The 18,814-nt window shown below is 48.5% G+C and carries 14 protein-coding genes; 11 read left to right on the plus strand and 3 right to left on the minus strand.

Going from position 1 to position 18,814, the window contains the following annotated elements; all coding sequences use genetic code 11:
• The 6 genes from ACI48J_RS03805 (at window position 1) to ACI48J_RS03830 (ending at window position 8,389) form a co-directional block, all read left to right on the plus strand.
• Window positions 1–1,116, plus strand: coding sequence for a hypothetical protein (locus ACI48J_RS03805; protein ID WP_405081760.1), 1,116 nt, complete (start codon window positions 1–3; stop codon window positions 1,114–1,116).
• An 82-nt stretch (window positions 1,117–1,198) separates the two neighbouring features.
• A complete protein-coding gene (locus tag ACI48J_RS03810) occupies window positions 1,199–2,491 on the plus strand; it encodes a hypothetical protein (protein WP_405081761.1) in 1,293 nt (430 codons plus the stop codon).
• Between the two features lie 86 nt (window positions 2,492–2,577).
• Complete coding sequence (locus ACI48J_RS03815; protein ID WP_405081763.1) at window positions 2,578–2,844, plus strand: hypothetical protein; 267 nt, start codon at window positions 2,578–2,580, stop codon at window positions 2,842–2,844.
• 195 nt (window positions 2,845–3,039) lie between these two features.
• Window positions 3,040–3,723 (plus strand): nuclease-related domain-containing protein, encoded by a 684-nt coding sequence (locus tag ACI48J_RS03820; RefSeq protein WP_405081764.1) that lies wholly within the window; start codon window positions 3,040–3,042, stop codon window positions 3,721–3,723.
• A 699-nt stretch (window positions 3,724–4,422) separates the two neighbouring features.
• Complete coding sequence (locus ACI48J_RS03825) at window positions 4,423–4,800, plus strand: VanZ family protein (protein ID WP_405083176.1); 378 nt, start codon at window positions 4,423–4,425, stop codon at window positions 4,798–4,800.
• Between the two features lie 460 nt (window positions 4,801–5,260).
• Window positions 5,261–8,389: an FG-GAP-like repeat-containing protein gene (locus ACI48J_RS03830; protein WP_405081766.1), complete on the plus strand. Its 3,129-nt coding sequence runs from the start codon at window positions 5,261–5,263 to the stop codon at window positions 8,387–8,389.
• 458 nt (window positions 8,390–8,847) lie between these two features.
• Here the strand turns inward: ACI48J_RS03830 and ACI48J_RS03835 are convergent, their stop codons facing one another.
• Window positions 8,848–9,804, minus strand: coding sequence for a hypothetical protein (locus ACI48J_RS03835; protein ID WP_405081767.1), 957 nt, complete (start codon window positions 9,802–9,804; stop codon window positions 8,848–8,850).
• Window positions 9,805–9,912: 108 nt separating this feature from the next.
• On the opposite strand from ACI48J_RS03835, the gene ACI48J_RS03840 reads away from it, so the two are divergent.
• Together ACI48J_RS03840 and ACI48J_RS03845 are read left to right on the plus strand one after the other, a co-directional pair.
• A complete protein-coding gene (locus ACI48J_RS03840; RefSeq protein ID WP_405081768.1) occupies window positions 9,913–10,923 on the plus strand; it encodes a hypothetical protein in 1,011 nt (336 codons plus the stop codon).
• On the plus strand, window positions 10,923–11,375 hold the full coding sequence (locus ACI48J_RS03845) for a hypothetical protein (RefSeq protein ID WP_405081769.1): 453 nt from the start codon (window positions 10,923–10,925) through the stop codon (window positions 11,373–11,375). Before ACI48J_RS03840 ends, ACI48J_RS03845 begins: the two co-directional genes overlap by 1 nt.
• Window positions 11,376–11,477: 102 nt before the next feature.
• On the opposite strand, the gene ACI48J_RS03850 is transcribed toward ACI48J_RS03845, so the two are convergent.
• Window positions 11,478–12,722: a hypothetical protein gene (locus tag ACI48J_RS03850; RefSeq protein WP_405081770.1), complete on the minus strand. Its 1,245-nt coding sequence runs from the start codon at window positions 12,720–12,722 to the stop codon at window positions 11,478–11,480.
• 227 nt (window positions 12,723–12,949) lie between these two features.
• Here ACI48J_RS03850 and ACI48J_RS03855 point away from each other — a divergent pair, with 227 nt between their 5' ends.
• Window positions 12,950–15,559, plus strand: coding sequence for a LuxR C-terminal-related transcriptional regulator (locus tag ACI48J_RS03855; protein ID WP_405081771.1), 2,610 nt, complete (start codon window positions 12,950–12,952; stop codon window positions 15,557–15,559).
• Between the two features lie 175 nt (window positions 15,560–15,734).
• A complete protein-coding gene (locus ACI48J_RS03860; RefSeq protein ID WP_405083177.1) occupies window positions 15,735–16,085 on the plus strand; it encodes a response regulator in 351 nt (116 codons plus the stop codon).
• A 148-nt stretch (window positions 16,086–16,233) separates the two neighbouring features.
• Here ACI48J_RS03860 and ACI48J_RS03865 read toward each other — a convergent pair whose 3' ends face one another.
• On the minus strand, window positions 16,234–17,118 hold the full coding sequence (locus ACI48J_RS03865; RefSeq protein WP_405081772.1) for a LysR family transcriptional regulator: 885 nt from the start codon (window positions 17,116–17,118) through the stop codon (window positions 16,234–16,236).
• 210 nt (window positions 17,119–17,328) lie between these two features.
• Between ACI48J_RS03865 and ACI48J_RS03870 the strand changes: the two genes are divergently transcribed.
• Entirely contained in the window at window positions 17,329–18,708 is a 1,380-nt protein-coding gene (locus ACI48J_RS03870; RefSeq protein WP_405083178.1) for a GntP family permease, read from the plus strand.
• The last annotated feature ends 106 nt before the right edge of the window (window positions 18,709–18,814 follow it).

Here is an 18,814-nt window from a genome sequence, read left to right on the forward strand (position 1 = left end):
ATGTTTGAAGACTATTCACTTGAGCTGAAGCATGTATATGAAAAAAATCCTATTATAAAACTTAATGAGCTTTTTGGAGATGAATTAGAGATTGAACCAGTAGAACTAATTAATCTTTTAATTATTATAAGGAAAAGCTGGGAATCTTATAAAGGCCTAGACGTTCAATGTGGTCTAATTATAGATACTAATACTCTACAAGAAACAGATTCGACAATCAAAAAATTTAATTTTTCGGAAAATATAAGAAATGTTATACAAGGTGGAAAATATAAATCAATTATTTACAAAGTTAATAGAAAAGGCGACATTATTGATACACAATTTACTGTTTCTAAAATTTGTTATGAAGATTTAGTCGATATTTCTAGATCACACAAAAAAATTGCCGTTTTTCTTGGTATTAATGGTATAGATGTGTTGATTAATGGAGTCACATTTGAAAGCGAAAATAGGTTGGATAATTATTCCGATGTTATAAATTTCAAGAAATTAAGAGATATCTCAAAATATCAAGAACTACTAAAAAACTTTTATTTAGAAAGAGTCCAATATGATCCATTTAGAAGTTTTTTTGTTCATAAAAGTGACGTAGGAAAAGACCAACATGGTTTAATCGATAAGCATCCAAAACTATTACAGGTCAAGCCTGAGGAACGTTTCCAAAGAGAACTTGAATATTTTTTGAAAAATAATTGTCTAGATGAAGTTAAAACAGAAATGAGAAATAGATTTGGAGAACGCTACGATGTTTGGGTAGCTACAAGTGATAACAGATTTTATGTTTTCGAAATAAAATGGTTAGGAAAGTCAATAACAGCTCAAGGTAATGTATTTGATCAGTATAATAATTCTGAGAGGGCTTTAGAAGGAGCTCACCAGTTAAAAAAATATGTTGATGATGCTGAAGAGTATGGACATCTTATTAATGGAGAGTTCAAAATTTTTTGCGGTGTTTTGGTTACTTATGATGCAAGGGAGGAAATGGATGATTTGGTATATCCTGAAGAATTTCAAGAATATGCTCAACTTGATTTAAATCAACACTTTAAAATTGACAAGTTTCGTGTTCCTGCTAGCCAACATTATTCAAAGGTAATAAAAAAAGCAAAATGATACACGCCTTCCTTAATTTATTCTTCCGGAAGTAGATAGAATTTGATAAAATTGTAGTAGTAAAGTAAGGAAGGCGAGAATAATGACATATAATGCAGCTAAAATTATAGACTGGTCACAAAATTATAGTAATTTTGTTAGTGCAAATAGAAATAAAGTAAAATCAATAAACAGATGGTATCCGATTCTTGAAGGTTATTCGAATGCTTTTGTAGAGTCTGTGGTTAGTGAACAAGGAATCAATCAAAGTGATTTAGTGTGCCTTGATCCTTTTTCCGGAGGGGGGACAACTCCTTTAGTAGCACAGAATATAGGGGCAAAATGTTATTCCTTTGAGGTTAGCCCTTTTATGAGTCAGGTTTGTAGGGCTAAGTTAAGACAAGACTATCATCCGCAAGAATTTCAAATGATCGTAGATTTAATTCGTGATTTGCTAGAAAAGGGAATTCAGCATGACTTTCAAGTAGGACTTAAAACATTAACAAAAAAAACATCACTAAAAAAGTGGTTGTACCATAAAACCACCTATACTTCACTCTTAAATATTCGTAAAGCTATTGATATAATTACAACAGAATATCCAAAATACCATGATATTTTATACGTAACACTTGGTTCGATTTTGGTTAATTTTAGCAATGTATATAGAGATGGAAAAGCTTTAAGATATAGGGATAATTGGAATAAAAAAACCTATAAAAAAAAGCAAATTTATGAGGCTTTTCTTGATAAGTGCCTAAATAGTGTGTTGTTAGATATAAACTCGCTTAAAGCTGGGAATATAAGTAACCTAGAATATTTTAGCAACGGAGATTGCAGACAGTTAATAGATAATCTCGAAAACGATCATTTGGATTTGGTTATAACTTCTCCTCCCTACTTAAACTCGAGAGACTATACTGATTCGCACATGATAGAACTGTGGATGTTAGGGCATGTAAATAATTATGACGAAGTAAGAACCTTAAGAAAAAAAACTATGCGTTCACATGTGCAAATTAAATGGGAAGATATTCCTCTTCCAAAGAGTAAAATACTTCAGAATAGATTAATAGATATTATGGTTTTTGAGGACAAATTTTGGAACAAGAGTATTCCTAATATGATAATAGGATATTTTTCGGATATTGAAGATCTTCTCTTTAAATTAAAATTTAAACTCAAGGGAAATGGTAAGATATATATAAATGTGGCTAACTCCTCTTATTTTGGTGTGGTTATTGAGACTGACCGTATTATTGAAGAGCTGGCTATTAATCTTGGTTATATAGTTAAAGAAATAAGGCTTGCAAGAAAGATAAAAACAAGTAGCCAACAATATGGGGAAGTTAAGTGGCTCAGAGAAAGTGTGATTGTAATAGAAAATACACCTTAGTGTTGTTTAATTACGCCCATACGTACCACCTCAATCTCAAATCTCTGCTACCCTATCCTTAAACCCTACAGGATGGAGGTAAATTCATGACTCATTGGCGTAACAACTCCCTAATCCACCGTTTCGATAAACTTGCAGACGAAGCCGACACAATAACGGTTTTCCAGCCTATGACTGAGCAGCTTAATGTCTTAGAAGTGGAATTATTGCAATCACTTCAACCTGATCAGCAAACGCTTTTCCGAGAATGGCAGGACAGTACAATAGCCCTGGAGTACATGAAGAAAGAGTGGATTTACATCAAAGGCGTGCAGGACGGCATTACAATCCTGTCTCAGCTTCATATCGAATGACTGGTCTTGGTCATGTTTAGCTCTTAGTCAACCAGGGGAAAGATCCACATTACCTACACACCACAAAGCCTCGTTCTCATTACCTTATAGGTATCGAGACCTAGGCTTTTTTTGTTTTGTGCCCTCCAAGAAAGGAAATCCATGGAATTTTAGCGAATGATGTCTTATATCGTTTTATGAATGAGGAGAAGACGTATGTTTGCTAAACTACGGGCACTTTTTGCCAAGCCAGCATTAAAACCATCCCAAAAGAAAGCTAAACAGGGACCCGCCGCGAGACGCCCCAAAGTGGAAGCCACCCGAATTGGGGAACTGGGGGAGCACAAAATCAATATTCAATTGGATCAGCTTCCAAAGGAATGCCGCTATCTGAGCGATCTGCTGATTCCGAATCCAAGGTCACGGTCAGGATATTCTCAAATTGATCATTTGGTCATTTCTCCCTATGGGCTTTTTGTCATTGAAACGAAGAATTACAACGGGGAAATCCAAGGTGCGCGTAAGGACCGCTACTGGCGTGTAAGCAACCGGTTCAACATGTACAATCCGCTGATGCAGAACTACGGGCATATCAAAGCGGTGGAGCTGCAAATTCCAGCTTACAAGCAGGTGAAATTCATTTCGATGATTTCGTTTACGATGCGGTGCCGTTTTAGCATAGATCCGGAGCTGCGGAAAATTCAGTCGGATGAACTTATCGTGTATGATGTTGAGCTTTCGGAGTTTATCGGGCGCAAGATGGTTCGCATGCAGGCAGAGAATCCGGAACCATCGCTTTCCGAAACGGATATTAGGGAGATTTACGAACTAGTCGCGGTAGCGAATATTACAGACACTAGGATCAGAGCCGAGCATATTGAGAAGAGTAAAAAGTCTTAGCACGCTATACGTGATAGGCAGAGTTTTCATAGATCACATTCTTTATATGACCTTGCCAAAAATCCGGATTATAAACTTGTTAAACAACCCCAGTTAAAGAAGACGTAAGAGCGGATGTTCAACTTTCTTCTAATGTCATAGAGCCAAGATCAGTAATAAATAAAACGCAGCCACAAGTGTTACCTTCTTCTAGCGCATTAATGAATTATAATTGGTGGAACAAGGTGGAAGGCACTAAGTTTTATTGAGATCAGACATTTGATTTTGCAAAAAGCTCTTTGCTCTTAAATTACAGGCAGTGGTGCGATTCTAATTTAGGACGAGACATTACAGCTAACGTTACTTACGCAGTTGTTATTGAAAAATGGAATGGCGATACCTTCTGGGGTGATAAAAAAGTTGTAGAAAATAACGAATCAGCAGCTCATCAAGTTAATATAACGGGGGATTCAGAAGGATTGAAGGGTGCGAAACTTAGATTTACCATCCCTTCCTATGGAGGAAATCCAAACCATGGCCGCGTATCTTTCGCAGGTTTCGGTGAATTGTATTGACTAATTGAAACATTTAATCAAAGATTAAGGGTATCCTGGAAATATCAGGATGCCTTTTTATCCTAATTAAGTAAGGTGGATTATTGTGTTAAAATTCAAGGGAAAGATAGTTCTCTATCTTATTTTTTTTGTATATTTGTTGTTCATGTATCGGATTCTATTCGTGCGGGCGGGTACCTGGATTGACTTTCAATATAACTTTCACCCTTTTGAAGCTTATTTTTATGAAAACAATTATAGAAATCCTAAATCGTTGATATATAATTTCTTCGGTAATATCTTGCTCTTTGTCCCTTTCGGCATCTTGTTACCGCTACTCTATATTTCTTTTAAGAAATTCAAAAACTATTTTTTGTTCCTTATCTCTACCATCCTTTGTATAGAGTTTATTCAATTATTTACTCGTGTAGGCATTTTTGATATCGATGATATTGTTCTCAATTCGATTGGTGGAGTTCTTGGATATTTCATTATTAAAAAGCTTTTAAACTATACCTTTTTCAAAAAAATATTTTATGACTGAACATTTTGCAGAAATTCCATTTTAATAGTCGCTTCGCTGCTAAAGCGTAATGGCGTCAAATTGCTAAACTTGGAAGGGATCGTTTACCTCTGGCATTATCCGTTGGAATTCCCTTGGAAGCGTAGCTCAATGTGTCTTCCCAGTGCAAAACAAACGGCTAACAGCAGGCTTTTCTCAATTGGTTTGAACTCATTAGCCAAAGCCCTGCCAAAAGATGCTTTTCCTAACATGAAAGGACTATAGCTCAATGAAAATACGAATTCGCGTTTCCTTTCTAATGCGTTTTTAATGGTTTATACTACAAATTTGTCCAAATAAAAGTAAGTTCTTTGTTTATTGAACCGATTTTTTCTTAAATTATTGTAATTTTTTTCTCCAACCCCTCCTCCGTCCCCCGAAAGGGGGATTTTTTCATACCCGTAATCCGTTATAATAAGCGGGTTAGTGTCTACTGGGGAGTGTGAGAGAATTGGTTCGGTTTACAAAAAAGATTCAAGCACAGAAATGGCTGCCGCTTGTACTGGGCGTGTCGCTGGCCGTGGTGCCGGTGAAAGCATATGCGGCGAATCTGGTGTTCGAGAATGCGGTCGCTTTTGAGGCCGGAGGCTGGGTTTACGACGTAACGGTTGGAGATGTGAACGGGGACGGGCTGGATGATCTGGTGACGCTGAATTTTCTGGCCAATCAGGTATCCGTTCTGCTCGGCAGGGGAGACGGAACTTTCGAAACCGCCCGGAGCTTTAACGTAGGCAACAATCCGAGAGCGGCGGTTATTGCGGATTTGGACGGGGATCATTATGCGGATTTGGCAGTTGTCGACATGAACGGTAATACCGTAAGTATTTTGAAGGGAAATGGGGACGGGACGTTTCAGACGGCGGTAACCGTACCATGCGGTGGAGCCTTCCCGCTGGGCATAGTTGCGGCGGATCTTAACGGAGACGGGGCTCCGGATCTGGCTCTGGCTAATAGTGTTTCAAATACGGTTTCGGTTTTACTCAATACGGGCAACGGCATGAGTTTTGTGCCGGGGATTTCTGTACCCGTCGGAATGAACCCAAGAAGTCTGGAAGCCTGGGACATGGATGGGGACGGGAGCCAAGATCTGGCTGTGGCCAATTCCGGCTCCGATACGGTCAGTATTCTGAAAAATGACGGGACCGGCACTCAGTTCAGCCGGGTTGATTATGCGGCAGGTAGAACACCGGAAAGAATGAAAGCGGCTGATTTAAACGGGGACGGCCGGAGGGATATGGTTTTTGCCGCTAACGGAGATCATGGCGTGACTGTGCTGCTGGACGTGGGCGGGGGTGTTTTCGGACCATCGGTGCTGTACCCTTCGGGAAATTATCCGCTTGATGTTGCACTGGGGGATTTTGACGGAGACGGAAAAATAGATATTCTCAGCCAAACCCAGACGGCGAATTTTGCGCTGATCAGGGGAAATGGAGACGGAACGTTCCAGTCTTCGGTCGGCTATGCTTATCCCCGGAATGCGCCTTATCTGGAGACCGGTGAATTTAACGGGGACGGCCGGTCGGATATTGTTTTTGCCGGAAATGGCTATTCAAGCACAACGGTTATGGTCTTGAATAGTAAGCCGGAAGGGACGCTCTCTCTCGGTTCGGACAAGATCGAAACGCCGGAGAACGGCGGAGCCGCGAATGTGACGATCAAACGGACAGGCTCCGGATCGGGCCAGGCAGCTGTGAGAATCCGGACAACGGACGGGACAGCGGTGGCGGGAAAAGATTATGCGGCGGTTGACGATGTGATTGTGCTGCAAGACGGAGAGACGAGCAAGGACTATCCGATTATGATTTTGGACAACCCGGTTTACGAAGGGGATAAAACGTTCAAGATCAGGCTGAGCGATCCGGCGAACGGATATGTGATCGGGAAGCCGAATGAAGCGGCCGTAACGATCCGGGAGGACGATGCGGTGCCGGATACAACGCCGCCTGCAGTAGACGTGTCCAAGTTCGGCGCCACGGATAACTATGCGGGCACGCCGGATCGGCTGTATGGAACGGCCGGGGCCGTAAGTGAAGCGGGAGCGTTGGTAAAAGCGTATCCGTGGACGGATACCGACAAGGACGGCATCGTGAACGCGGGTGAGCTGGGGGTGCCGGTGGCGCTGGGAACAAGCGACACGGACGGTTCTGTTCCGGCCGCCGATGTCGGAGACCTCGCTCCGGGAAGCTACGCTTATGTGATCACGGCCACGGATGCGGCCGGGAACGAGTCGGCGAAGGGGGCCGGCGCTGTCCTGACAGTGACGCTGGGGAAGGGAGTGTCTCCGGATACGGAAGCGCCCGTCTGGCCCGCGGGCGGAGCGCTGGCTTTCTCGGGCGTTACGTCCGCAGGCGTGAATGTAGGCTGGCCGGAGGCGGCGGACAACACAGCCGTTGCGGGGTACGATGTCTATAAAAACGGTGTCCTGCTGACGACGGTCAGCGCGGATACGTACAGCTATAAAGCGAGCGGCTTGACGGGCGACACCTTGTACTCGTTTGCGGTGAAGGTGAGGGATGCGGCCGGGAACGGGAGCGCGGAACTGGCCGGAACGGTACGGACTCTCGCCGTACCCGCTTCGGGAGGATCGTCGGGCTCTTCACCGTCTCTTTCGGCGGAGAGCAGGCTGCAGGAGCTGCGTCTTGCGGCCGGCGAAAAGGAAGTGCAGCTGACGCCGCAATTTCAGCCGGGAGTGAGCGATTATGCGGCTGTTACGGATGCGGAACGAGCCGTTATCCATTACAAGACGATGGATTCCGCAGCCAGAGCGGTAGTTAACGGGCTGAGCGCGGGATCGGCCGACGGGGAATATGCGGTTTCTTTGAACGAGGGCGTCCATGTGTTTAAAATCGCCGTTCAGGCGGAAGACGGGTCTACCCGGGAATATAAGCTGACGGTTACCCATAAAGCTGCCGGAGAGGGCGGGGGCAGCCCCGGAACGAAGCCTGAACCGGGCACGGCACCCGGGCCGGGAACAAAACCGGAGCCGGGTAAGGAACCCGGAGCGGGAGCGGAAAGCCGTTTTGCCGATATTTCCGGGCACTGGGCGGAAGCGGATATCGGGCGGGCTTATTCTCTCGGCCTCATCGACGGTTACGAGGACGGCAGATTCCTGCCGGACGCGTCCATCAACCGGGCCGAATGGATCGTGATGCTGGAGCGGCTGCTGAAGAGCGTTAAAGAGAGCGCGACAAGCGCTGCGCTGCCCGCTTTCGCCGACGCGGGTGCCATTCCCGCCTGGGCCAAGCAGGCGGTAGAGAACGCGGCCGCCAAAGGCCTCGTGACCGGCTACGAGGACGGCGCGTTCCGTCCGGGAGCGGCTGTCACCCGTGCGGAGCTGGCCGTGATGCTGGCCAAGGCCGTGAACGGCGGCCCTGCGGCGGAGGCCGGGAAAGCCCCGGCTTTCGCCGACGAGGCCGCCATCCCGGTCTGGGCCAAGCCTTACGTGCAGGCCGCAGCCGAGCGCGGGCTGATCGACGGGCGCAGCGGAGGAGAGTTCGCGCCGGGCGAGAAGGCGACACGGGCCGAAGCGGCCGTGCTGCTCGTCCGGCTGGCGAAGCTGCTGAACCCGTAGACGGATGGCCCTGCCGTTCGGCAAGCTTGCATGCTAAAGATGATGTGTGAATAAACTCCAAAAAAGCAGCCTTTCCGGTAATCGGACAGGCTGTTTTTTAATGATTATATCGATTCTAGTATTCCGTGCACCTGAGCGCTAAGACTCCATCCCCTCCAGCCGCCAGCGGCCTAGCCTTTAAAGCGCCAAGTGAGCGCAGCCGGATAATGGTCGGAAGGATAAGCCCCGTCGCGCTGTTCGCGGTTCACAGTAGTGTGGAGCATGCTAGTCGTCATCTGTTCAGGTAACAACTCCTTCCGTTTCCACCCCATACTATACCTCTGAGCGAACAGCAAGGACGCCTTAGTTAGTACATAATGATCAAGCTGAAATAGGAGATCAAAGGGATGACCTTTGGCATAATCAGTAAAAAGGCTGGCATCGTTAAACACCGACGTCAGCCTGCGATATATCAATAATTAATTAATTTTAATAGACTTTGCTTCTTTAATAAGACTCTCGACATTAAAAGAAGGACCATACACAGACTGGTTATACTTCAAACTCTCGTGGTTTTTCTTGATTCTTTCTAATTGATTAATATAATTGTTAAGTGTTTCTTTTGCTTGCTTTTTAACAAAATCCTTGTTTTCATTCTCTTCTATTCTGGCGAGTTCGTTTTTAATTGTAGAGAGCGTATTAGTTTTTGCTAATTCAAGATCGCCTCTAAGCAGTTTTTCCTCGGTCACCTTAGACAACACATCGTTTGAAGTTGTTGGAATCAAACCGTCAACGCCATTTCCTACAGTAGTGCTTACAACGTAAGTGTCTGAACTGTTGTAGATGGTATCTGGCAGAGCTAATAAGGTCCAATCTCTGGACATGACAAAACCTGTTCCGAAAAAGTTTACGCCCATATCATAAGCCGCTCGCCACACTAACTTGGAGCAGTACCACCCATCTGTGCGGGCCAGACCGGAGAATATATTATAATCGCCGTTTGAGTTGATTCTATAGTATTCAGCTTTGCCTGCTAAAGTAGCTTGCTGGCTTGTTGAAAAATTTTTAATTCTAAGTTGTGTAGCTTCGTTGTAAAAATCTCTAATTTTATTTGCATCTGTAATTACAATAGATTTTTTTGGATCGGGGGTTACATTCGTAGATTCAATTACGGTTGTATAATAACTGGATCCTGATTTAGTTGCATCTTGGTAAGCAAACATTGCATGCGTGTATGTTCCATAATTACTTCCTGGGTTATGACCAAGTATAATATCCCCGCGTTTCAAATTGCCTAAATTAAATGTATTGGGATGATCTAGGGTATGCGTTCCAGAAAATTCATCGGATGCATGAGCAATATTCTGTAAGCACAATGGGCCTCCGATAATTAAAACGCCGGCAGCAAATATGCCTTTCTTTAAATATTTTTTCATAATAGAAATGACCTCCATAATTGATAAAATTTGGTTGCCATTGTATTATAAATAAGCGGCGAGTCAATGACAACAAAAAATGTATATATTTTACATTTGGAGGTATGGATGCATTTTAAATTACTAATTCTATTAACATGTATTACGTTTCTCTCTGCTTGTAACAGCAGGACTGATGAAAATCAGTCAATGAAGTTCGTCGGCTTGGTTAAAGATGTTAAAAGCGGGAAAATGAATTTATCCAAATTAGAAAATAACAAGGATATCCTCTTCAGCCTAAATGGAATATCTTATTTTATTTTGAAGGATTCAAATGGAGTTTCGTGGATTCCTATCGAGAAAAATGAAAAGGGCGAGGCTGGGTCAAAAGTCATCCTTATTAACAATGAAGGTAAAGTTGTCAAAGAGCTAATTGACATTCCTCTCTCTCCCATAAAAGTTATTGAGGGCCCTAATAACATTATTGCAGTATTATGTTCATATACAGGATATAGCAGTATTGTTGTATTTTTTAATAAGAATACACTTGATGAAATTGAAAGAGTTGAAGTAAAGGGCAGCATTACTGATGCAGTTTTTGACGAAGACAATCTGTATATCTCAAGTGACAACTTGGAATTAAACAAAAATAGTTATGTTCATAAATTTAACCTTATAAATAAAAAGATTGATTCGACGAATATAGCCGGTAGCCTAAGAATAAACTCAATAATTGAAAAAGGTGAATTTTTATATGTAGGGGTACTGGCTTATGAAGGCAAAGATAGTACTTCGATTGTACAACTTAAGAAAAATAATCTTGATAAATCTAATGAATTTATGGTTTCGCATTCACCTTTTCACATGAAACTATCAAATGATCAAATATATATTTTACATTTATCCTATAGTGCTAATCCCATATATGGAGGACTTTTAACCGTACTTGATACTAGAAGTGAGAATATCAGGACTTTTAAGCTGCCTATTCTTGCAGAAAACTTTTATATTGAAAGTGACCGAATTATTTTTACAACATCCTTTTCAGATAATTATGCCATTTTAAATTTGCTTGATCACGAAACAAAAGTATATGCTGGTGCACCTATATCATCTAATCTTATAAAAGAGGGGAAATAATGAAGAAAATACTTCTGATCACTATATGTTTTTTGTTAACAAGTCTCGGTTTGTTGGGATGTTCCAATGATAAAGACCTTGTGGATGCAGGTGAAATCTTATTTTTATCAACCGTGGCGACAATCGAGCAAGATGCTGATTATAACAAATCATTTACTGGTGTGGGTTATAGTAAAGAAACGTTGGAAGGAATTAACGAATCGGACAGGAAAACATTATTCGAGCGTATAGCCCAAAAATACAACGTATCGGTTCAACAACTCCCTGAAGATTTTATCTTTGGGAAAAATGACCTGGCTCTTAGTATTAAAAGAAGCAAAACATCATCCAATAAAGTCACCGTGAATTCAACCAAAAGGATGGGGGCCGGTATTTCGTATACGATTGAGCTAGTAAAAAAAGAGGATGTCTGGAAAGTCGATAAGATTACAAAGACGAGCTCCGGCAAGTAAAAACATAAGTCTGACCCGTTGATCTGTATGATAAAACGGAAAAAAGAGCTTAAGAGTCGCACTCACTGGCAACTCTTTAAGCTCTTTTTCGTGCAAATTCGTTTATTTCTGAATCAAGGTAATGCGTGCGGTTTTGGCGCTGCGCGGAGGCGGGGGAGCGTCGGGATTGTCATTCGTGACTTGTGTCTCGACATACACTTCCTTTTTCCCGCTAAACTGGTAAACCAGCATATAGGAGCCCTCCATCTCGTCCCAGCCTTCCTGCAAAGGCTTGCCGAGCCGGTCGATGACTTTTTGCAGGGTCATGGGCGTATTGAGCTCGATGGCTGAAATTTTATTTTGCGCTCCGACAAAAAAAGAACAATTGCAAGGCTTGTACAGGTAGCCCGCGCCGCCTTCGCGATGCTGGTCCTGCTTCACTTTGCCCCATTTGGCCTCGACGGCTTTAAAGTCCGTGCCGAGACCGAATTCGATGCCGCCGAAATAGCCTTTTTTCATGTCGGCTATGGAAAGAGGCTCTTGAGCCTGCGCGTTCGGCGCTGCGGAACTTGGAGCCGGCGACGGTTTCGGCGCTGTCGTTGGCGACGCTGCCGGCTTGGCGGCAGCCGCGGGCGGAGTTGTCGGTTTCGCTGCCGGCGAAGCGGAACTGGTCTTGTTTGCGGAAGCTGCGGAACCGGCCGATGATTCCGATTTTGGTTCCTGCGAGACGGTTTGAGCCTCCTGAGCGAGCGTCTCTTTTTTGGAAAAATCGACTCCGAGCTGCTGCTGAATGGCGATGACCTTGCCGACGGAGTCGAACAGCAGGGCGTTCGCCTGTTTAATATGATCCCCGTAGGTTACGGCAGATCCGGCTTTGGTCGTGTTGATATAGTCCATCAGCCAATACATGCCTTGAGCTTTGTGGTCGTAAGCCTGGGCGTATTTTTCCCTGGATTTTTCAAGCTCGGTTGTCATATCCGGGCTCAGACCTGCCGGAACGGGAATTTTTCTGACTTTTTCCGCCACTTTCGAAAATTGATTGTAGGCATTCAAAATGACCGCGGAATCCGGCATGACATTCTCATGCATGTTGCCGATTTCCCGATCGGCTTCTTTTTTGGCTTCGCTGGCGCTTTTTTCGGCGGCATACAAGGCTTGCTCGAACGCAAGCACGAGGCTGGCCTGCTCTTCTTTCTTTTTGTCATCGGCTGCGGCGGGAGACTTAGTCTCCTGGGTCGGATTGGAGGCCGCCGGTTCCTCTACGGCTTTCAGGCCTTGAGCTTTTTGGAAAAGCAGATAACCCAGTACGCCGATGACTAAGAGCAGGCCGACGATGATGACGGAGCCCAGAGCTGCGTTTTTTTTCATGACGAATCTCTCCCAAGGAATGTAAGTGCTATTCTTTATTTATCGGCAGAGGCAGGGGGAAGATTGAGGATGCGGGGAATATTTATTAGGTCTTAGGAACTAGCCGTGTAAAAAGAGCCGATTTAGTTTCTTGCCGGATAGCTTATTTCCGACAGGAAAAGCAGGCTTTAGCCCCGAATACTGTCCGTTACTTGAGTTCGGAGAGAACGGTCAAACGGAGGATTGCTATGTCGCAAAAGGAAGACGCACTTTTAACTGAACCGCTCCTGCATGCCAAAATCGGCATCCCCCGCACGGTAGCTGCGCTGATCCGCAGGCCGCGTCTGGAAAAGCGCCTGGAGGAGGCGCTGGACGGGAACGTGACGCTGGTCTGCGCCCCTGCCGGTTCAGGCAAAACGACGCTGGTCGGCGAATGGATTACGGGCAGCGGGATGCCGGGGGCCTGGGTTTCCCTGGATGCGGGGGACAACCGGGGCGCCCGCTTCTGGCGCTACATCGCATCGGCGGTGGATGAAGCGTTTCCGGGCTACCTGGAGGAAGTGAGCCCGGTCCTTCCGCTTCTTCATACGGAACGCTTCGAGCAGGGACTGATTTTCTGCCTGAACGCGCTCTCCCGTATGAAAGGCAGGCTGCTGCTCGTGCTGGACGATTTTCATGTCATCCGGGAACCTCACCTGCTTCAGGCGGTGGCTTATTTTGCCAGGCATTTGCCCGCCCAGGTGCATATGTGCATCCTGAGCCGTACGGAGCCGGGCTTTGCGGTCACCCGGATGGAAGCCCGTCAGCTTGCCGGCCGCCTGAACGATCAGGACCTGCGGTTCACGGAACGGGAGGGCGCCGAATTTTTCGACAGGTGCGAACTGGAACTGAATGAAGAATCCGCTTCCGCTCTCGTGAGGAAAACGGAAGGGTGGGTAACGGGCCTAAAGCTGGCGGCTATCGCGCTGCGGCGTGAAGAGGAGAAAGAGCCGTTTATCCGTGAATTTGCCGGAGATACCCGCCAGGTGAAGCGGTATTTGCTGGAGGAAGTATTCGGGGGATTGTCCGAACGGATGAAGCGGTTCTTGCTAAGGAGCTCGATTCTGAAACGCTGGAACGTTTCCTTATGCCGGGCCGTTACCGGCTTCGAAGAAAGCAGGGATCTCATCGCCGAGCTGGAAAGCTCCCATTTGTTCGTGATCGCTCTGGACAACAGGGGAGACTGGTTCCGGTTCCACCATCTATTCTCCGAATTCCTGGTTCGTCGTCTTGACAGGGAAAGCGGGGAGGAGAAGGAGCCGCTTTTCCGTGAGGCCGGGACATGGTGCCGTGCGCAGGGGCTGGAAGAGGAAGCGGTGGAATATTTCCTGCAAGGCCGGTATTACGCACAGGCCATTGAGCTGCTGGAAGAGATGACTTCCCGCGTGGTGGACTGGGAGTGGTCGCATCTGCGCAAATGGCTTTCCTCGATTCCGGGAGAGATTTTGCTCCGGCATCCCGTCCTGTTTTTCTCGTACGCCAACTCGCTTGTGGCGGAGGAAGCGGGGGATGCGGCGGAAGGCGAAGCCCTGCTGCTGCAGGCGGAAGCCTGGTTCGCGTCCGCCTCGGAAACGATGAGCGCGGAGCAGCGTCACGTGTATCTGGCCATGTCCCATTACGTGAAGGGGACTTTGATGGTTTTCGCCCGCAACGATCTGGAGCGGGCCCGGGAGCATTACGAGCAGGTGACCCGGTATGCCCCGGACGGGATCCGGATCATTTTCGGGCTGCCGGAGAAGCCGATCCAGGCCGTGACGGTCAAAAGCTACAAAATCGGCCGGGGACACGCCTCCCGTGCGATCGCGGAACCGTATACGATGCAGATGGCCGAGCTGTACCGGGCCGTTAATCCGGTTTTCCTGGGAAGGCTCTTCCTTAACCACGCCGAGGTCCTTTATTACTGGAACGATTTGCAGGGCGCCGCGCAGTACAGTTCACAGGCCATGGTCTGGATCGGGCAAAGCCGGGGACGTCCCGAGCATGACCTGGTGCCGGGCTGGGTGCTCCAGGCCAGGCTGCTTGCGGCCGAAGGCCGTCTGTTCGAAGCGATGGAACGGCTCGAAGACGGCAGGCGCCGGATGCTGTGGATGGAGGTTCCGCGCGGAGCGGACATCCTGGAGATGGAGAAGGCCCGGCTGCAGCTTCAGTCCGGCAACCCGGGGCCGGCGCTGGAGTGGCGGCAGCGGTGCAGGCTCGGCAGCGGAGACCGGGTGACCGTCTTCGGGCTGTACGATTACCAGCTTCTGGCCCGGGTGCTGGTCCACGAACAGCGGTGGGAAGAAGCCGGAGCCCTGCTGGAGAAGCTCCTGTATCTCGCCGAAAGCGAGATGAGACCGATCGATGCGGCGGAAATCAGGTCCGTACAGGCGGACATGCTTCTGGCACGGGGGCTGAAGCCCAAAGCTTTGCTTCAGCTCGAAGAGGCGCTTCGAATCTCCGAAGCGAACGATTTCGTCCGTATTTTTCTGGACGAAAGTGCCCCCGTGCGCAGTCTGCTTGCAGAGCTGGCTGCGGCCAAGCAGCAGGGACGCTACCGGGGACCGGATGCGGCGACGCTGGGCTTCGTCCGCAAAATTCTTGCAGGCATGGATCCGGGGCTGGCTGCCGGAGCGGCTTCATCCCCGCTGGAAGCCCTGCTGACGGCGCGCGAGATGGACGTTTACCAGGGGCTGCTGGATCGTCTGAGCGGCAGCCAGATTGCGCAGAAGCTGGGCGTTGCTTACGAAACAGTCAAAACGCACCGCAGCCGTATTTATGCGAAGCTCGGCGTCCGGAACCGGGACGAAGCGATCCGGCGCGCCCGGGAGCTGGAGTGGTGACGGCTGCCGGGACGGTTACGGTATAGGGGAACAGGCGCCTGGTTGAATAATCCGGGTGATTCCGCACTAGAGTAGCCCCCGCATGTTTAGTTTTTGTTCAGTTTGTTTTGATACATTGGAACAGACAGAAGGAGGGGGCGCTTTGAACGTACTGATTGCGGACGACGCCGCATTTATGAGAACGTTGGTCCGAATGTTTTTGGAGCAGATGGGGCACACCGTAATCGGCGAAGCCCAAAACGGGAAGGAAGCGGTCGATCTTTACGGCCTGTTGAAGCCGGATCTCGTGACGATGGATATTACGATGCCCGAAATGGACGGACTGGAAGCCGTTAAGCGCATCAAATCCGCAGATCCGGACGCCAAAATCATCATGTGCTCCGCCATGGGGCAGCAGCAGGTTGTCATGGAGGCCATCCGCAGCGGGGCCAGCGATTTCGTGGTCAAGCCGATCCAGAAGGAACGCTTGCAGGAGGCCGTCGAAAAGCTGTTTGCCGGACAAGGGACGAAGACAGGCGTTTTGTAGGTTTAATTTTCTCCACTAACCGTACCGGGATGATTATAAGTAAAAGCACAGTTAGGCGACAAAATGAAAAAGATACCCGCACCGGCAGGTATCCTTTTTTTTATGCCTTCTTTTCGCTGATGGCGCACGTAGATTCCCGTACTCCGGCTCAAACCTCCGCCTTTTCTCCAATAAATTCCAGAAGCTCCCGCATCGCGTAGGAGATGTACCTTTCTTTGTTCCACAGGACATACAAATTCCACGGAATACCCGGCGAAGTCCTATGGATGACCCGGACATCGGGGTTCGCTATTTTGGAGCAGATAGGTTCCGGGATAAAAGAGACCCCGAGCCCCCCGGCGACCATCTCCACCAGCAGGTCCCACTGCGAGCTTTCGTGGGCGATAGCCGGGTGAAAACCCGCGCTGTGGCAGGCGTCGAGGACGTGATGCCGCACGGCGAAACCTTTGGCGAACAGCAGAAACGGCTCCCGGCTCAAATCGGCGAGAGAGACCGTATCCCGTTCGGCCAGCGGATGCGCGCGATGCAGCACGAGGGAGACGTGCTGGCGGATGAACGGCAGCCGCCCCAGGCTGGAATCCTCGTCCGGAGAGATGACGACGCCCATGTCGATCGATCCGTCCAGGACGCGCTGCTCGACGGTTTTGGCGCCCTCCTCGATCATAACGAACTGAATCGCGGGATATTTCCGCTGGAAAGGCGCGATCACGCGCGGAAAAAAGACGGTGCTGATTACTGGGGGCAGTCCGATGCGGATGGTGCCCGTTTTGAGCTGGGACACGTCGTCCAGCGTGGTGTAGAGGTCGTTCACCGACTGGATAATGACCTGCATCCGCTGGATGGCGGCGATACCCGAGTCGGTGAGCTTGACGGTTTTGCCGCTGCGGTCGAACAAGGTGACGCCGAGCTCGTCCTCCATGCTTTTGACCAGCTTGCTTAAGGTCGGTTGAGTCATATGTAAAATTTCGGCGGCTTTCGTGAAATTCTGCTGTTTGGCGACCTCCAGAACGGAGGCGAGATTCCTTACATCCACGGTCGTTCATCCCCAGCCATAAAATTTTGGAATGGTAGCTATTCGATGTCTGAATTTTACCTTGCCTCACCTGCCGTGTAAACTAGAAGCGGACACAGAACGTTCAAATTTCAGGGGACGCCCCGGAATTTCATGGAAAGCGGCACGCAACTTAAAAGAATGTAAGGGCTTACAAGTGATCTTCTGACAGAAAAGAGGAGAAGGTGCATGGTGTTTGTTCAGGTCGTGGCGATTGTACTCGCCTTGGGGCTGCTGATGTTTTTCGCTTACCGGGGGTATCCGGTGATCGTGTTCGCCCCGATCTTTACGCTGCTGGCCGTGGTCATTTCCGGACTCGCGCTAATGCCGAGCTATACGGAGACCTATATGGCGAATGCGGCGAACTATATTAAAACGTACTTCCCGATCTTCCTGCTCGGGGCGATTTTCGGCAAGGTGATGGAGCTCAACGGAGCGGCTTCCTCGATTGCCCGGTCCATCGTCAAAATGCTCGGCTCCAAACGCGCCATGCTGTCGGTCGTTCTGGCCTGCGCGGTGCTGACTTACGGCGGCGTCTCGCTGTTCGTGGTCGCTTTCGCCGTCTATCCTTTCGCGGTGGCGGTTTTCCGCGAAGCGGATATTCCGAAACGGCTCATTCCCGGCACGATCGCTCTCGGCGCCTTCACCTTCACGATGGATGCGCTCCCCGGAACGCCGCAAGTGCAGAACATTATTCCGACCACGTATTTCGGAACGGACGCCTACGCGGCCCCGGTCGTGGGAATTGTGGGCGGAATCATGGTGCTGGCGGCGGGCATGTTCTGGCTGGAAAGACGCCGCAAGCAGGCGGCTGACGCAGGCGAAGGCTATGGCACCGGACACAAGAACGAGCCGGAAACTGCGGAAGGCCAGCGTTACCCGAACCTGTGGGTTTCGCTTATTCCGCTCGTGCTGGTGCTTGTGTTTAACTACCTGCTGAGCCGGGGATTTTTAACGGTCAACACCTGGTACAGCCCGGAGCTTCTCAAAACGTTTAACATCGCGAATGTGAAAACGGTTGCATCTTCATGGGCGCTTATTATTGCCCTGTTCATCGGCATCGCGGCGGCGCTCTGTATCAACGTCCGGCACGTTCAGAGCAAGCTGGCGGCGGGGCTGACGGCGGCCGCGATGGGATCGCTTCTGGCGATTTTCAACACGGCTTCCGAGGTCGGCTTCGGTAACGTCGTCAAGACGCTGCCCGGCTTCAAAGCGATTCAGAACTTCATCCTCAACATCAGCTCCCAGCCGCTGATTAACGAAGCGGTGTCGGTCAATATTTTGTCCGGGGTCACCGGCTCCGCATCGGGCGGGCTGTCCATCGCTCTCGAAGTGATGGGCAAACAGTACCTGGCCGCGGGCCAGGCGGCGGGAATCAGCCCGGAGTGGCTGCACCGGATCGCCTCGATGGCGTCCGGGGGGATGGATACGCTGCCGCACAACGGCGCGGTCATTACGCTGCTGGCCATCACGGGCCTGACGCACCGGCAGTCTTACAAGGATATTTTCGCCATAACCGTCGTCAAAACGCTCACGGTGCTTATTCTCGCCGCTGTCTTGTCTTTCTTCTAAAGCGGGCAGGCGCGGGGGAGACAGAGGCATCCGGCGGATCGTTTAAACCGTTAACGGTAAAGTCCCTTAATAAGAAATGCAGGCAGCTTTAATCCCGATTTATTCA

The sequence above is a fragment of the Paenibacillus chitinolyticus genome, from assembly GCF_045038035.1.
Classification (GTDB): Bacteria; Bacillota; Bacilli; order Paenibacillales; family NBRC-103111; genus Paenibacillus_F; species Paenibacillus_F chitinolyticus_A.

Excerpts from the sequence above, each read along its gene's own strand:
- ACI48J_RS03805 (WP_405081760.1), top strand. The coding sequence starts at position 1 with ATGTTTGAAGACTATTCACTTGAGCTGAAGCATGTATATGAAAAAAAT.
- ACI48J_RS03835 (WP_405081767.1), bottom strand. The coding sequence starts at position 9,804 with ATGAAAAAATATTTAAAGAAAGGCATATTTGCTGCCGGCGTTTTAATT.
- ACI48J_RS03855 (WP_405081771.1), top strand. The coding sequence starts at position 12,950 with ATGTCGCAAAAGGAAGACGCACTTTTAACTGAACCGCTCCTGCATGCC.
- ACI48J_RS03860 (WP_405083177.1), top strand. The coding sequence starts at position 15,735 with ATGAGAACGTTGGTCCGAATGTTTTTGGAGCAGATGGGGCACACCGTA.
- ACI48J_RS03820 (WP_405081764.1), top strand. The coding sequence starts at position 3,040 with ATGTTTGCTAAACTACGGGCACTTTTTGCCAAGCCAGCATTAAAACCA.
- ACI48J_RS03840 (WP_405081768.1), top strand. The coding sequence starts at position 9,913 with ATGCATTTTAAATTACTAATTCTATTAACATGTATTACGTTTCTCTCT.
- ACI48J_RS03825 (WP_405083176.1), top strand. The coding sequence starts at position 4,423 with ATGTATCGGATTCTATTCGTGCGGGCGGGTACCTGGATTGACTTTCAA.
- ACI48J_RS03815 (WP_405081763.1), top strand. The coding sequence starts at position 2,578 with ATGACTCATTGGCGTAACAACTCCCTAATCCACCGTTTCGATAAACTT.
- ACI48J_RS03850 (WP_405081770.1), bottom strand. The coding sequence starts at position 12,722 with ATGAAAAAAAACGCAGCTCTGGGCTCCGTCATCATCGTCGGCCTGCTC.
- ACI48J_RS03845 (WP_405081769.1), top strand. The coding sequence starts at position 10,923 with ATGAAGAAAATACTTCTGATCACTATATGTTTTTTGTTAACAAGTCTC.
- ACI48J_RS03810 (WP_405081761.1), top strand. The coding sequence starts at position 1,199 with ATGACATATAATGCAGCTAAAATTATAGACTGGTCACAAAATTATAGT.